Raw genomic sequence first — 13,605 nt, 5'->3', positions numbered from 1 at the left:
TGGGTAGCTATGTGCGGAAGGGATAAGTGCTGAAAGCATCTAAGCATGAAGCCCCCCTCAAGATGAGATTTCCCATAACGTAAGTTAGTAAGATCCCTGAAAGATGATCAGGTTGATAGGTTCGAGGTGGAAGCATGGTGACATGTGGAGCTGACGAATACTAATAGATCGAGGACTTAACCATATAATATGAAGCAAATGTTATCTAGTTTTGAAGGAATATGCCTTCATAGTTTGGTGATGATGGCAGAGAGGTCACACCCGTTCCCATACCGAACACGGAAGTTAAGCTCTCTAGCGCCGATGGTAGTTGGGACCTTGTCCCTGTGAGAGTAGGACGTCGCCAAGCAATTAAAGCACGAGTCAATTGACTCGTGCTTTTTTCATTTATACGAAATGAAAGTTTTATTTCATTGTATAGGTGACAAACACAATGCCCAGTTGCGATTCATATCATATATATAACAAAACGATGTATATTTTTCAGAAAAGTGTTAAGGAATAGGAGTAGGTATATTTTGATTTAAAATAGAGGGGAGGAAATATCTTATATTGTTCTCAGTTAGGTGGGAATGATTAGGATAAAGATATGAAAACAAAACATGAGGTTTGCATTGTATGTGAGAATAGGAAAGATGATGGTATACATGTACAAATGAGTTTTATATGTGATGATTGTGAACGGGACATGGTAGAAACCGAAACGAATGATCCTAAATATATATACTATTTACAACAACTGCGAAAAATCCAAGTATCGTATTCATAAATAGGCACACATGCCTATTATTTTTTTTGCTTTAATATCTCTGTATAATAGGTAGAGAATGAAAAGTAAGGAAGAGATAAACATGAATCAAAATCAAATACCGTTATATGAGGCGTTAATTCAGTTTAAAGATAAAAAACCTTTATCTTTACATGTTCCAGGACATAAAAATGGTTTGAATTTTCCGGAACAAGCACAATCAGGTTTTAGTGATGTACTTTCTATCGATGTAACAGAATTAACAGGATTAGATGATTTGCATAGTCCGTTTGAATGTATAGATGAAGCACAGCAATTGCTGGCTGATGTATATCGTGTAAAAAAGAGTTATTTTTTAATTAATGGTTCTACAGTTGGAAATTTGGCAATGATTTTATCATGTTGTGAGGAGCATGATATTGTTCTTGTGCAAAGAAATTGCCATAAGTCTATTATCAATGGTTTGAAGTTAGCTGGAGTGAATCCAGTGTTTTTAGAGCCTTGGATTGATGAATTGTATGGCGTGCCAGTTGGAGTTCAGCATGAGGTTATTAAGAGAGCGATTGAACGATATCCAGAAGCAAAGGCATTGATTTTAACACATCCTAATTATTATGGTATGGGGCTTGATCTAAAAGAAAGTATTTTATGTGCACACGCACATAAAATTCCTGTTTTAGTAGATGAGGCACATGGAGCGCATTTTTGTATAGGGCAGCCATTTCCTAAATCAGCATTAGAATACGGTGCTGATATAGTTGTACATTCAGCACATAAGACATTACCTGCTATGACTATGGGTTCTTATCTACATATCAATAGTAATTTAGTGAATGAAGAAAAAGTTTCTTCCTATTTAAGCATGTTACAATCTAGCAGCCCGTCTTACCCGATTATGGCTTCACTAGATGTAGCTCGTTTTGCATTAGCAAATATGAAGGAGAAGGGCTGTCATGAAATTGTAGGGTTTGTGAGAAGGTTTAGAGAGGAATTACAGCGTATTCCACAAATCGCTGTTTTACAGTATCCTTTGCAAGATGAGCTCAAGGTTACGGTACAAACGCGCTGTGAGCTTTCTGGATACGAATTACAATCTATATTTGAAAAGATAGGTATGTACGCAGAAATGGCAGATCCATATAATGTTCTATTTATTTTGCCATTGCAAGTGAATAAGCAGTATATAAAAGCGATAGAAGTCATACGGCTGGCATTACGTAACTATACGGTAACAGACAAGAGACCATCAATTCGGTATACTTACAAAGGAGGCTTTTCTTCTTTACCATTTACTTATAAGCAATTAGAAAAGTATAAGAAAAAAGTTGTATCTTTACAAGAAGCTGCCGGAATGATTGCAGCGGATATGGTTATTCCGTATCCACCGGGTATTCCCTTACTTATGTATGGAGAAGAAATTACCCCAGAGCACATTGAACAAATTTCTTATTTAGAAGAAACAGGTGCCCGTTTTCAAGGAAATATAAAACATATGAATATGTATGATATAGAAAGAAAGTAGGTTTTAGGATGAAGGGATTATTTGTAACAATTGAAGGACCAGAGGGTTCAGGTAAATCAACATTAATTACAAAGTTGTTACCGTACTTTGAAAAGAAAGAACAAAAAGTAATAGCAACAAGAGAACCAGGGGGTATCGCAATTTCAGAAGAGATTCGAGAAATCTTACATAAAAAAGAGTATACGATGATGGAAGCACGTACGGAAGCATTACTATATGCTGCAGCACGTAGACAGCATTTAGTTGAAAAAGTTATGCCAGCTTTGGATAGAAACTACCTTGTATTATGTGATCGTTTTATTGATAGTTCTCTTGCCTACCAAGGTTATGCAAGAGGGTTAGGAATTGATAAAGTATTTGAAATTAATCGATTTGCAACAGAAGACTGTATGCCTAGTTTGACAATCTATCTAGATATAGAACCTGAAGTGGGCTTAGCTCGCATTGAAAAGGATGTTAATCGTGAAGTGAATCGTTTAGATATGGAAAGTATGAAATTTCATGAACGCGTTCGTGAAGGGTACTTACAGCTTGTAGATCGTTTTTCAGATCGCATAGTTGTTGTGAATGCAAATCAATCAATAGAAAAGATTATGGAAGAAGTTATTCAGCTTATAGAAGATAAATTGTTATAATAGAAGGAAAGTATAAAACAAGTGAGGTATGCATTATGACGAGGACGTGGGAGCAGCTTTCTGCTATACAACCCATTGGTGTAAAGATGTTGATGAATAGTATTGCAAAAGAGCGTATATCCCATGCTTATTTGTTAGAAGGTGCAAAAGGAACTGGAAAATACGAAACAGCAATTCAAATGGCAAAAAGTTTTCTTTGTTTACAAAGAAAAGGTGTAGAGCCGTGTCATACATGTACGAATTGTCGACGGATTGATTCAGGTAATCATCCCAATTTACACGTTGTAAAACCAGATGGATTATCTATTAAAAAACAACAAATTCATGACTTACAGGAAGAGTTTTCAAAAACAGGTTTAGAGGCAAATAAAAAGGTATATATTATTGAGCATGCAGATCGAATGACGGCAAATGCTGCTAATACCCTATTGAAATTTTTAGAAGAGCCAAGTAGCGATACAACGGCTATTTTACTTACTGAACAAAGTCATCAAATTTTAAATACGATCTTATCCCGTTGTCAAGTTGTAACATTTAGACCCCTCGCTGCAGAAGCCTTAATTGAGAGATTACAGGCGGATGGAGTTCCGGTTTCTTTATCTACTCTTGCTGCACAGCTTACGAATAGTTTTGAGGAAGCATTATTACTGTGCAATGATGAATGGTTTGCACAAGCACGAACTTTAGTGATAAAATTATGTGAAGCGCTCGAAAAAGATACAGCCTCTCTTTTTTTTGTACAAGAAAAGTGGGGGAAACACTTTGGAGAGAAGGAACAATTACAACAAGGTTTAGATATGTTACTCCTTATTTATAAGGATTTATTATATGTTCAACTAGGAGAAGAAGATCGTCTTGTCTTTCAAGAGCAAAAGGAGATGTTTCATTCTTTCTCCTACGCTCAGAAGCGCATTGTATCAGCTCTTTTTAATATATTAGAAGCAAAAAATAGAATCAACGCTAATGTAAATGCGCAGCTTGTGTTCGAACAGTTAGTGTTGCGGTTGCAGGAGGGATGACCGTTTTGTATGATGTAGTAGGTGTTCGCTTTAAGAAGGCCGGAAAAGTGTATTACTTTGACCCGAATCAATTTGATATCTCAGAAAATGAATTTGTGATCGTGGAAACTGTAAGAGGTATTGAATATGGGAAAGTAGTTATTACAAAAAAGCAGGTTGATGAAAACGATGTGGTACTACCGTTAAAGAAAGTCATTCGCATTGCGAATGAAAATGATCGGACAGTTGTTGAAGAGAACAAACATGCTGCAAAAGAAGCATATCAAGTTTGTCAACAAAAGGTAGGGGAACACAAGCTTGATATGAAACTTGTAGACGTAGAATATACTTTTGATCGTAATAAGATCATTTTCTATTTTACAGCGGATGGTCGTATTGACTTCCGTGAGCTTGTAAAAGACTTAGCTGCAATTTTCCGGACAAGAATTGAGTTAAGACAAATTGGTGTTCGTGATGAAGCGAAAATGCTTGGTGGTATTGGTCCATGTGGTCGTATGCTTTGTTGTTCTACATTTTTAGGTGATTTTGAACCCGTATCCATTAAAATGGCGAAAGATCAAAATTTATCATTAAATCCTGCGAAAATTTCTGGTTTATGTGGCCGATTAATGTGTTGCTTAAAATATGAGAATGACGAGTATGAAGCGGCAAAAGAGCAACTTCCTGATTTAGATCAACGTATACAAACGCCGCATGGGCTTGGGCGCGTCATCGGATTAAATATTTTAGAAAGATTAATTCAAGTGGAACTAGTAGACAAGGAACGGATAGTAGAATATACGTTAGATGAATTAATTAATGAAGGGGTCGTTTCGAGTCAAACCACAGATTAATGAGGTGGGTGCTTGTGGAGAAAAAGGATATTTTTGCAGCGGTTTCCAGTATGGAAGAGCAAATTGGACATTTATATAAGCAGTTGGGAGAATTAAAGCAACATCTTGCAGAGTTACTTGAGGAAAACCAACATATTAAAATGGAAAATGAAAATTTGCGACGTCGTTTTGAAGAAGTACAGATTAAGGAAAAACAAAAAACTCAAAAGCGAAAAGAAATGAAACCTAAAACGGATATTGGTGAAGGATATGATAACTTAGCTCGTCTATATCAAGAAGGTTTCCATATCTGTAATTTACATTATGGAAGTGTACGTAAAGAAGGAGATTGTTTATTCTGTCTGTCATTTTTAAATAAAAAATGAAATTACCTTTCCAATATATTGGAAAGGTAATTTTTTATACATGTGAGTAAAGTTAAGATGGAATAGTTTTTGCTTTAACGTAAATAGGGTAGGTTAAGTATAAGAAAGGGAATTGTATATGAACTTATATGAAGATGAACGTTTAGATTATTTACTAGCGGAAGAAATGAAAATTATTCAAAGCCCATCTGTGTTTAATTTTTCTTTAGACGCAGTATTACTTGCAAATTTTGCATGGGTTCCGATTCAAAAGGGGAATTTACTTGATTTATGTACAGGAAATGCTGTTATTCCGCTTTTATTAAGTACAAGAACAAAAGGTAAGATTACAGGTGTAGAAATTCAAGAGCGTTTATATGATATGGGAATCAGAAGTGTTCAGTATAACAATCTGGAAGAGCGAATTTATTTAATACATGGAGATTTAAAAGATATGCCGGAGCGGCTGGGGCGCCATCAATATGATGTTGTAACATGTAATCCACCATATTTTCAAACGCCAAAGTCATCTGAGAAAAACATGAACGATCATTTAGCTATCGCTCGTCATGAAATTATGTGTACATTAGAGGATGTCGTATATGCTAGTAGTCAGCTTGTAAAGCAAGGCGGTAAAGTAGCATTTGTTCATCGTCCAGGCCGATTACTTGATATTGTAACATTAATGAGAAAGTATAAGATTGAACCAAAACGTGTGCAGTTTGTATATCCAAAGGCAGGGAAGGAAGCAAATACGCTACTAATAGAAGGAATTAAAGATGGAAATGCAGATTTGAAAATTTTACCGCCCCTTTTCGTATATGAGGAAAATAATGAATATACAAAGGAGCTTCGTTCAATCTTATATGGAGAAAAATAAACATTATTTTTATGTAGTGGAATGTTCAGATAAAAGTTATTATGCAGGGTATACAAATAATTTAGAGAAACGAATTCAAACCCATAATAGCGGTAAGGGAGCACGTTATACTCGTGCTAGGCTTCCTGTTGTTTTAAAATATGTAGAGGTTCATGAAGAGAAAACGACAGCTATGCAAGCTGAATATCATTTTAAACAGTTAAAACGAAAAGACAAAGAAGAATATATGCAAAAAGGAGAGCGCTATGTGGCAGCAAAAAAGCTTTCAAGCAAATGAAAAGGGTGTCTTATATTTAGTTCCGACACCGATTGGTAATTTAGAAGATATGACGTTTCGTTCGATTCGGATATTGAAAGAGGCTGATATCATTGCTGCTGAAGATACACGGCAGACGAAAAAGCTTTGTAACTATTTTGAAATTGAAACACCAGTTATGAGTTATCATGAGCACAATAAGGAAATAAGCGGACAGAAAATTTTAGATAAGCTAGAAGATGGAAAAACAGTAGCTCTTGTAAGTGATGCGGGTATGCCTTGCATTTCTGATCCCGGCTATGACATTGTGGTAGCAGCTGTAGAGGAGCGATATCATGTTATTCCGCTTCCGGGGGCAAACGCTGCTCTTACAGCGTTAATTGCATCGGGGTTAGAGACGAGACATTTCTATTTTTATGGATTTTTACAAAGAAATAAAAAAGAACGTAAAGCGGAATTAGAAAAGCTTCGCTATGTTCCAACTACGATGATGTTTTACGAAGCACCACATCGATTAGATGATACGTTAATTTCTATGAAAGAAGTGCTTGGAAATAGAGAGATTGTATTGTGCCGAGAGCTAACGAAAAAATTTGAAGAATTTATTCGTGGATCGGTAGAAGAAGCGATTGAATGGACAAAACAAAATGAAGTTCGTGGTGAATTTTGTATATTGGTATCTGGATCAAAAGAGGAAGCTGCTTCAGAGGAACAGTGGTGGGAAACTATATCAGTATACGATCATATCGAACATTATATAAACGAGCAAGGAATGTCCTCAAAGGATGCAATTAAACAAGTTGCAAAAGATCGAGATTTGTCGAAACGAGACGTCTATCAAATCTATCATGTCGATAAAAAATAAGCTTCTCATAATTGAGAAGCTTATTTTGCTGCTTGAATATATTGTTGAAGTTCGTTTAAGATTTGTTCAGCGCCTTCTTTGCTTAAAATAATTTTACCTTCAGCTAAAGAAAGGTTGCCATCAGATACTTCACCAGTTACTTGACAAGTCATGTTTGGTTTATACTTTTTTAGGATGATTTTTTCGTCATCAACGTAAATTTCAAGAGCATCCTTCTCAGCAATACCTAATGTACGACGTAATTCAATCGGAATTACAACACGGCCTAATTCATCAACTTTACGAACGATACCAGTAGATTTCATATTCGTTATCCTCCTCATATTCTGTAAGTTTGTGAGTCTATATTTTAATTCGTCATTTTTCGACAAAATACCCTATGAACATATGATACCAATCATTTACATTTCCGTCAATTCTTAAATTCTATATTTTATGAAAGAATTATAGATTTTTATACTCTTTATATATAATAGAAAATAAAAGAATTGCACAAGTATTTTTACTGCATTTTTTAATTTTATCAATTTTTTCAGAAAAAACACTGTATATTTTTTGGGAAATGAGTAATAGATGATAAAGATAATCGAGCATTAATTCGTTTTTATGCGTCAGTTTTTGATATACTGTTTATAAATACATATGAGGTCATTTGGGAGGCTTAAAACAATGACAGAGGAAAAGAAAACCTTTTATATTACTACTCCAATTTATTATCCGAGCGGAAAGCTTCATATTGGACATGCTTATACGACGGTAGCGGGAGATGCAATGGCACGCTACAAGCGCATGCAAGGATATGATGTTCATTATTTAACAGGTACTGATGAGCATGGACAAAAGATTCAAAAGAAAGCAGAAGAATTGCAAGTTACGCCACAAGCATATGTTGATAACATTGTAGCAGGGATTAAAGAACTGTGGGGGAAAATGGACATTTCTTACGATGACTTTATTCGTACAACAGAAGACCGTCATAAAGAAGTTGTCGAAAAGATTTTTAAACAACTTGTCGATCAAGGTGATATCTATCTTGATGAGTATGAAGGATGGTACTCTGTACAAGATGAAACATTCTACACAGAACACCAGCTTGTTGATCCAATTATGGAAGGTGACAAAGTAGTTGGGGGGAAAAGTCCAGATAGCGGCCATGCTGTAGAGCTTGTTCGTGAAGAATCTTATTTCTTTAGAATGGGTAAATATGTAGATCGACTATTACAGTTTTATGAAGACAATCCACACTTCATACAACCGGAATCTCGTAAAAATGAAATGATTAATAACTTCATTAAACCAGGTTTAGAAGATTTAGCAGTTTCACGTACTTCTTTTGATTGGGGAATTCGTGTACCAGGTAACCCTAAACACGTTATTTACGTATGGGTAGATGCATTATCTAACTACATTACAGCACTAGGATATGGAACAGATCATGAAGAAAAGTATAAAAAGTATTGGCCGGCAGATGTTCATTTAGTAGGAAAAGAAATTGTTCGTTTCCATACAATTTATTGGCCAATTATTTTAATGGCACTAGATTTACCATTGCCGAAAAAGGTATTTGCTCATGGTTGGATTTTAATGAAATATGGAAAAATGAGTAAATCAAAAGGCAATGTAGTTGATCCTGTTACGTTAATTGATCGTTATGGATTAGATGCATTGCGTTATTATTTACTTCGTGAAGTTCCATTTGGATCAGATGGTGTATTTACACCAGAGGGCTTTGTAGAGCGAATTAATTTTGACCTTGCTAATGACTTAGGAAACCTATTGAATCGTACAGTAGCTATGATTGATAAATACTTTAATGGAGAAATTCCTGCTTTTAAAGAAAATGTAACAGAGTTTGATGAAACGTTAGTAGCGTTTGCGCAAGATACATTGAAAAAAGTAGAAGAAGCAATGGAGAACATGGAGTTCTCAGTAGCATTAAGCTCCATTTGGCAATTGGTTAGCCGTACGAATAAATATATTGATGAAACACAACCTTGGGTATTGGCAAAAGACGAGAATGATCGTGATAAACTTGCTTCCGTAATGGCACACCTTGCTGAAATGCTGCGTCAAACGGGTATTATGCTTATGCCATTCTTGACAGCAACACCAAGTAAAATATTTGCGCAACTTGGCCTTACAGATGAAGCGTATCAATCTTGGAATAGTCTTTCTACGATTGGTTGTATTCCAGCTGGTACAAAAGTAGTTAAAGGACAGCCAATATTCCCGCGCTTAGAGGTGGAAGTAGAGGTTGAATATATTAAAGAACAAATGAAAGGTTCTGCTCCTAAAGTGGAAGAGAAAAAGGAAGAGGAACCGAAGGCGGAAGAAATTACAATTGATGATTTCTTTAAAGTTGAATTGCGTGTGGCGGAAGTAATAGAAGCAGAACCTGTAAAAAAAGCAGATAAACTATTAAAAATTCAACTTGATTTAGGAACAGAAAAGCGACAAGTTGTTTCTGGAATTGCTAAATTTTACACACCGGAAGAATTAAAAGGGAAAAAAGTTATTTGTGTAACGAATTTAAAGCCAGTGAAATTACGTGGTGAATTATCACAAGGTATGATTTTAGCAGGCGAAGAAAATGGCGTACTTTCGTTAGCGACAATTGATCAAAATTTACCAAATGGTACAAAAATCAAGTAGTCTTGACAAAATAAGAGATGTTTCACGTGTAACATTCGTGAAGCATCTTTTTTCTTGTTAGGAATCTTTTTAAAAGTTCCTTTTTTGTATTAAGATTGTACTATCGTTGTCATTATGTTGTTAGGGATGAGATTTTTAACCATGAGAGAGTTTATTTCAAATAAAAGGAGTTATTTGCTATGTTGTTTGACACACATTCACATTTAAATGCAGAGCAATTTGAAGAAGATTTACAGGAAGTCATTGTAAGAATGAAAGAAGTTGGAGTTTCGTATACAGTTGTTGTTGGTTTTGATGAAGGAACAATAAAAAAAGCAATGGAACTTGCAGAAACGTATGACTTTATTTACGCAGCAGTTGGTTGGCATCCTGTTGATGCAATTGATATGAGAGAAGAGCATTTAGTTTGGTTGGAAGAGTTAGCAGCACATCCAAAAGTTGTTGCTCTTGGTGAAATGGGATTAGATTATCATTGGGACAAATCTCCGAAAGAAGTACAGAAAGAAGTATTTCGTAAACAAATTCAGTTAGCAAAGAAAGTGAATTTGCCTATTATTATACACAATCGTGATGCAACGCAAGATATCGTGGATATTCTAGAAGAAGAAAATGCAGCTGAGGTAGGAGGCATTATGCATTGTTTTAGTGGCAGTGTAGAAGTAGCAAAACAATGTATTGATATGAATTTCTTAATTTCATTGGGTGGGCCAGTAACTTTCAAGAATGCAAAGAAACCGAAAGAAGTTGCAATGGAGATTCCGATGGAAAAGTTATTGATAGAAACAGATTGTCCATACTTAACACCACATCCATTTCGGGGAAAACGAAATGAGCCAAGCTATGTGAAACTTGTGGCAGAAGAAATTGCTAACCTAAAAGGTATTTCATATGAAGAGGTTGCAAAGGTAACTACAGAAAATGCAAAATCTTTATTTGGTGTTGAATAAGAAGGAATGGGTTTCCATTCTTTCTTGTATTGTTACTTTAGAGCGAAAATACAATTTAGTTAATTAGCAGATATATGTATGGGGAAAAATAAGTAAAGATTAAAGTGTTACAATAAGAAGGGTAGGCAGAGGATTTTTTCTCCTCTGCTTTTTAAATTGTATCAATGGGAAAATAATAATGGAAAAGTATTCGTTTTTTTGTTTTACTAAGTAGAGACGAAATGAGTGTGGAGGCAGTCATGAAAATTAAAGAGATTATCGTTGTAGAAGGTAAAGATGATACAGTTGCAATTAAGCGCGCTGTTGATGCAGATACAATTGAGACGAACGGTTCAGCAATCGGTGATCATGTCATTGAGCAAGTAAAATTGGCACAGCAAAAACGAGGCGTTATTATTTTGACGGATCCTGATTATCCAGGAGAACGTATTCGGAAAATTATTTCTGAAAAGGTTCCGGGTTGTAAGCATGCTTTCTTACCGAAAGAAGAGGCACTTGCAAAAAGAAAAAAAGGAGTCGGGATTGAACATGCTTCCAATGAATCCATTCGCCGTGCTTTAGAAAATGTTCATGAAGAAATGGAAGCTTATACGAGTGAAATTAGTTGGAGCGACTTAGTAGATGCTGGTCTAGTGGGCGGAGAACAGGCAAAAAGTCGTAGAGAAAAAATGGGTAAACTATTAAAAATCGGTTATACAAACGCGAAGCAGTTACATAAACGTTTACAAATGTTTCAAGTTTCAAAAGAAGCATTTGCGGAAGCATATAAACAAGTATTACAGGAGGAAAAGAAATGAAGGATATCGCAACACCGAATCGTACGAAAGACATTGTTGAAAAGTACGGATTTTCATTCAAAAAGAGTTTAGGGCAAAATTTTTTAATTGATACAAACGTATTAAATCGTATTGTCGATTATGCAGAAATCGGATCAGAGAGCGGAGCTATTGAAATTGGTCCTGGTATTGGAGCTTTAACAGAACAATTAGCAAAGCGTGCTAAAAAAGTAGTAGCATTTGAAATTGATCAACGATTATTACCAATTTTAGATGAAACGTTAGCTCCGTATGGTAATGTAACTGTTATTAATAAGGATGTTTTAAAGGCAGATGTGCATGAAGTATTTGGAGAGCAATTTGACGAATGGCAAGACGTAATGGTGGTAGCTAATTTACCTTACTATGTTACAACGCCAATTTTATTTAAGTTACTCGAAGAAAAGCTACCAGTGCGCGGATTTGTTGTTATGATGCAAAAGGAAGTAGGCGATCGTTTAGCTGCGAAACCAGGCACGAAAGATTATGGTTCTTTATCTATTGCAATCCAATATTATACGGAAGTAGAAACAGTGATGACTGTTCCTCGTACTGTATTTGTACCACAACCAAATGTAGATTCTGCAGTTATTCGTCTTTTAAAACGTCCAAAACCAATTGTAGAAGTGAAAGATGAGAAGTTTTTCTTTGAGATAGTACGAGCAAGCTTTGCACAACGTCGCAAAACGTTGATGAATAACTTATCAAATAATCTAAACGGTTTCCCGAAAGATAAAGAGTTATTAGAGCGTATTTTAACAGAAGTAGGCATTGATCCAAAACGAAGAGGCGAAACATTATCAATTGAAGAATTCGCAGCACTGAGTAATGAGTTAGTCTCTCATAAAGTGAAACTTTAATCAGTGGGGGTTTTCTTCATCCCCCACTGATTATTAGTTGAACTAATCGGGCCGTTACGGGCAGTTTATCTCCCACTTAACTTCTTTGCTCCCGCCGAATTTTGAGGTGGGAGTATTACTGCCCGTTAGTGCGGGATAAAGTAAAACTTTAATTAGTGGGAGGTTTCATCTTCCATTGATTATCAGCTCCTATCAATCGGGCTTTTACAGTCAGTTGTCTCCCACCTACATCCTTTGCTTTTACTGAATTTTGAGGTGGAGGGTCTTACTGCACATAATAGCGTGATAAACAATAAAAGGACAGCTCAATTGGAGCTGTCCTTTTTGTCACCTTTTCCACTCTGGATTCATACGTTAAGAACAGAAGATGGTTAGTGAGATGGCCTAATGAGTTTGGAGGTAGGATAATGGCTGTACATGTGGGAGATTTAGTAGAACGACATTCGTATAATCGAGATATTCTTTTTCGTATTACAGAAATAAAAGGTGAAATTGCAATATTGTTTGGAGAAGAAGTTAGGCTCATAGCAGATGCACCGCTTGAAGATTTAATTATCATTGATCAGCGTGAGTATAAAAAAAGAGCAAAGCGTGAAAAGGAAACGATGGAGCAAACATATCGTTTGTTTCATCAGGACTACGTTTTGATGAAGCAACGTCACGAACATAATTCTACAGGTGGATATACGAGTGAAGTTAATTATTTTCAAATGCCAGGTAGGGTTTTGCATGTAGATGGAGACCCATTATATTTACGGAAATGTTTAGATCTATATACAAAGATAGGTGTTCCAGTTCAAGGGATACATTGCAAAGAAACAGAAATGCATGAAAAGGTAGTCGATTTAATCGATCATTTTCGTCCAGATATTTTAGTAATTACAGGACATGATGCATATACAAAATCAAAAGGAGTTATGGGAGATTTAGCAGCTTACCGTCATTCTCGGCATTTTGTACAGGCTGTTCGGGAAGTACGGAAAAAATATCCTTCTTTAGATCAACTTGTTATTTTTGCTGGAGCATGTCAGTCTCATTTTGAAGCTTTAATCCGAGCTGGTGCTAATTTTGCTAGCTCACCATCGCGTATTAATATTCATGCATTGGATCCAGTCTATGTAGTGGGAAAGATTAGTTTTACTTCATTTATGGAACGAGTAAACGTATGGGATGTTGTTCGAAACACCATTACTGGGCAAAAAGGTCTCGGTGGTATTGAGACCCGAGGA

At 35.8% G+C, this 13,605-nt stretch carries 15 protein-coding genes and 2 rRNA genes; 16 read left to right on the top strand and 1 reads right to left on the bottom strand.

Annotation, left to right across the window (positions count from 1 at the left end; translation table 11 throughout):
• The 11 genes from KFD70_RS27345 to rsmI form a co-directional block, all read left to right on the top strand.
• Positions 1 to 184, top strand: a 23S ribosomal RNA gene (locus tag KFD70_RS27345); the annotation flags it as partial.
• 49 nt (positions 185 to 233) lie between these two features.
• Positions 234 to 349 (top strand): 5S ribosomal RNA (rrf, locus tag KFD70_RS27340).
• Positions 350 to 589: 240 nt separating this feature from the next.
• On the top strand, positions 590 to 769 hold the full coding sequence (locus KFD70_RS27335) for a sigma factor G inhibitor Gin (protein ID WP_336454078.1): 180 nt from the start codon (positions 590 to 592) through the stop codon (positions 767 to 769).
• Between the two features lie 82 nt (positions 770 to 851).
• On the top strand, positions 852 to 2,270 hold the full coding sequence (locus KFD70_RS27330; RefSeq protein WP_431613499.1) for an aminotransferase class I/II-fold pyridoxal phosphate-dependent enzyme: 1,419 nt from the start codon (positions 852 to 854) through the stop codon (positions 2,268 to 2,270).
• Between the two features lie 8 nt (positions 2,271 to 2,278).
• Positions 2,279 to 2,905: a dTMP kinase gene (tmk, locus tag KFD70_RS27325; protein WP_336454076.1), complete on the top strand. Its 627-nt coding sequence runs from the start codon at positions 2,279 to 2,281 to the stop codon at positions 2,903 to 2,905.
• Between the two features lie 35 nt (positions 2,906 to 2,940).
• The gene (gene holB / locus KFD70_RS27320; RefSeq protein ID WP_336454075.1) at positions 2,941 to 3,924 is read left to right on the top strand and encodes a DNA polymerase III subunit delta'; all 984 of its coding nucleotides are present in this window, start codon (positions 2,941 to 2,943) and stop codon (positions 3,922 to 3,924) included.
• Positions 3,925 to 3,929: 5 nt separating this feature from the next.
• Positions 3,930 to 4,757, top strand: a complete 828-nt coding sequence (locus KFD70_RS27315; protein ID WP_174102892.1) for a PSP1 domain-containing protein — start codon at positions 3,930 to 3,932, stop codon at positions 4,755 to 4,757.
• Positions 4,758 to 4,771: 14 nt separating this feature from the next.
• Complete coding sequence (yabA, locus tag KFD70_RS27310; protein WP_336454074.1) at positions 4,772 to 5,122, top strand: DNA replication initiation control protein YabA; 351 nt, start codon at positions 4,772 to 4,774, stop codon at positions 5,120 to 5,122.
• 118 nt (positions 5,123 to 5,240) lie between these two features.
• Positions 5,241 to 5,981, top strand: a complete 741-nt coding sequence (locus tag KFD70_RS27305) for a tRNA1(Val) (adenine(37)-N6)-methyltransferase (protein WP_336454073.1) — start codon at positions 5,241 to 5,243, stop codon at positions 5,979 to 5,981.
• The gene (locus tag KFD70_RS27300; RefSeq protein ID WP_241818401.1) at positions 5,968 to 6,258 is read left to right on the top strand and encodes a GIY-YIG nuclease family protein; all 291 of its coding nucleotides are present in this window, start codon (positions 5,968 to 5,970) and stop codon (positions 6,256 to 6,258) included. Before KFD70_RS27305 ends, KFD70_RS27300 begins: the two co-directional genes overlap by 14 nt.
• Positions 6,227 to 7,102 carry a 16S rRNA (cytidine(1402)-2'-O)-methyltransferase gene (rsmI, locus tag KFD70_RS27295; RefSeq protein ID WP_336454072.1) on the top strand — a complete coding sequence of 292 codons (876 nt, stop codon included), beginning with the start codon at positions 6,227 to 6,229 and terminating at the stop codon, positions 7,100 to 7,102. The genes KFD70_RS27300 and rsmI overlap by 32 nt, the downstream gene beginning before the upstream one ends.
• 20 nt (positions 7,103 to 7,122) lie before the next feature.
• Here rsmI and abrB read toward each other — a convergent pair whose 3' ends face one another.
• The gene (abrB, locus tag KFD70_RS27290; protein ID WP_097897759.1) at positions 7,123 to 7,407 is read right to left on the bottom strand and encodes a transition state genes transcriptional regulator AbrB; all 285 of its coding nucleotides are present in this window, start codon (positions 7,405 to 7,407) and stop codon (positions 7,123 to 7,125) included.
• Positions 7,408 to 7,771: 364 nt separating this feature from the next.
• Between abrB and metG the strand changes: the two genes are divergently transcribed.
• The 5 genes from metG to yabG all read left to right on the top strand — a co-directional run.
• Complete coding sequence (gene metG / locus KFD70_RS27285; protein ID WP_431613498.1) at positions 7,772 to 9,754, top strand: methionine--tRNA ligase; 1,983 nt, start codon at positions 7,772 to 7,774, stop codon at positions 9,752 to 9,754.
• A 179-nt stretch (positions 9,755 to 9,933) separates the two neighbouring features.
• A complete protein-coding gene (locus KFD70_RS27280) occupies positions 9,934 to 10,701 on the top strand; it encodes a TatD family hydrolase (RefSeq protein ID WP_336454070.1) in 768 nt (255 codons plus the stop codon).
• A gap of 239 nt (positions 10,702 to 10,940) precedes the next feature.
• Positions 10,941 to 11,498 carry a ribonuclease M5 gene (gene rnmV, locus KFD70_RS27275; protein WP_241818405.1) on the top strand — a complete coding sequence of 186 codons (558 nt, stop codon included), beginning with the start codon at positions 10,941 to 10,943 and terminating at the stop codon, positions 11,496 to 11,498.
• Positions 11,495 to 12,376: a 16S rRNA (adenine(1518)-N(6)/adenine(1519)-N(6))-dimethyltransferase RsmA gene (gene rsmA, locus KFD70_RS27270; protein WP_431613497.1), complete on the top strand. Its 882-nt coding sequence runs from the start codon at positions 11,495 to 11,497 to the stop codon at positions 12,374 to 12,376. Before rnmV ends, rsmA begins: the two co-directional genes overlap by 4 nt.
• Before the next feature lie 407 nt (positions 12,377 to 12,783).
• The coding region (gene yabG / locus KFD70_RS27265) for a sporulation peptidase YabG (protein WP_431613496.1) at positions 12,784 to 13,605 on the top strand (822 nt) is incomplete at its 3' end.

Source organism: Bacillus pfraonensis, from assembly GCF_050768835.1.
Taxonomy (GTDB): domain Bacteria; phylum Bacillota; class Bacilli; order Bacillales; family Bacillaceae_G; genus Bacillus_A; species Bacillus_A pfraonensis.
Note: the sequence above shows the minus strand (reverse complement) of the source record. Positions and strands in the feature narration are given on the sequence as shown.

What these genes read in the sequence shown, in the direction of transcription:
- rsmA (WP_431613497.1), top strand. Translation starts at nt 11,495, where the DNA reads ATGAAGGATATCGCAACACCGAATCGTACGAAAGACATTGTTGAAAAG.
- KFD70_RS27300 (WP_241818401.1), top strand. Translation starts at nt 5,968, where the DNA reads ATGGAGAAAAATAAACATTATTTTTATGTAGTGGAATGTTCAGATAAA.
- rnmV (WP_241818405.1), top strand. Translation starts at nt 10,941, where the DNA reads ATGAAAATTAAAGAGATTATCGTTGTAGAAGGTAAAGATGATACAGTT.
- tmk (WP_336454076.1), top strand. Translation starts at nt 2,279, where the DNA reads ATGAAGGGATTATTTGTAACAATTGAAGGACCAGAGGGTTCAGGTAAA.
- rsmI (WP_336454072.1), top strand. Translation starts at nt 6,227, where the DNA reads ATGTGGCAGCAAAAAAGCTTTCAAGCAAATGAAAAGGGTGTCTTATAT.
- metG (WP_431613498.1), top strand. Translation starts at nt 7,772, where the DNA reads ATGACAGAGGAAAAGAAAACCTTTTATATTACTACTCCAATTTATTAT.
- KFD70_RS27305 (WP_336454073.1), top strand. Translation starts at nt 5,241, where the DNA reads ATGAACTTATATGAAGATGAACGTTTAGATTATTTACTAGCGGAAGAA.
- abrB (WP_097897759.1), bottom strand. Translation starts at nt 7,407, where the DNA reads ATGAAATCTACTGGTATCGTTCGTAAAGTTGATGAATTAGGCCGTGTT.
- KFD70_RS27335 (WP_336454078.1), top strand. Translation starts at nt 590, where the DNA reads ATGAAAACAAAACATGAGGTTTGCATTGTATGTGAGAATAGGAAAGAT.
- holB (WP_336454075.1), top strand. Translation starts at nt 2,941, where the DNA reads ATGACGAGGACGTGGGAGCAGCTTTCTGCTATACAACCCATTGGTGTA.
- KFD70_RS27280 (WP_336454070.1), top strand. Translation starts at nt 9,934, where the DNA reads ATGTTGTTTGACACACATTCACATTTAAATGCAGAGCAATTTGAAGAA.
- KFD70_RS27330 (WP_431613499.1), top strand. Translation starts at nt 852, where the DNA reads ATGAATCAAAATCAAATACCGTTATATGAGGCGTTAATTCAGTTTAAA.